The organism is Leyella stercorea DSM 18206 (assembly GCF_000235885.1).
Taxonomy (GTDB): Bacteria; Bacteroidota; Bacteroidia; order Bacteroidales; family Bacteroidaceae; genus Prevotella; species Prevotella stercorea.
The window spans coordinates 1-723 of sequence record NZ_JH379388.1 but is presented as its reverse complement, the minus strand read 5'-3'; the positions used below and the strand labels follow the sequence as shown (position 1 = coordinate 723).

General features: G+C 47.3%; 1 protein-coding gene. It reads right to left on the bottom strand.

Features of this window, described 5'->3' with window-relative positions; all coding sequences use genetic code 11:
- Positions 1–277 precede the first annotated feature (277 nt).
- Positions 278–723: formylglycine-generating enzyme family protein (locus HMPREF0673_RS03455; RefSeq protein ID WP_007898001.1), on the bottom strand; the 446-nt coding region annotated here is incomplete at its 5' end.

The following is a 723-nucleotide window of genomic DNA, read 5'->3' as shown; positions in this document are numbered from 1 at the left end:
CCCACGAACTGTACTTTCACAACTGCACAGTTGCGGTTGTTAAGGTCCTTACGTGGCTGCGTTTGAGCAGTAAGGTCGCTTCCAGCAAGCTTGAAGGATTTTACCGTCAGCTCTTGGGCAAGAGCTGATGATATTGCTGCAAAGAGCATAAAAAGGGATAGAAGAAGTTTTCGCATAAAATTTATATTAGTCTTTTCCGGCTACGCCGGAATTTTACTCGATGTTTTGAAACTTAGGACATTAATAATAGGAGTGGACTACTCGAAACAAGAAGTCGTTACTCGGAGAGAACCAAGCGGAGCCCAAGGGTGGTGTCGCGGTCGTCAGGCTCGTAGATGTAACGGAACGACGAGCGACAGCTCCAGGCAACGTAGAACCAGCCACCTCCACGGAACACGCGGTAGGGTCCACTATTAGCACCAGTTGGATTTACCTGTGAGGAACTATTGTATAAGCCATGCCAATCTTGACACCACTCCCCTACGTTGCCACTCATATCATATATACCCAATTCGTTGGGCTGCTTTGTACCAACGGCATGAGTATTGCTTCCACTATTATCCCGAAACCAAGCTACATCTAAGGTATTATTGCTGCCACTATACTGATAACCTCGGCTTTTGTTGCCACCACGGGCAGCATATTCCCATTCGGCTTCCGTGGGAAGACGGAACGTTTTGCCGGTTATACGGTTCAGCTTGCTGATAAATTCTTGGCAGTCAT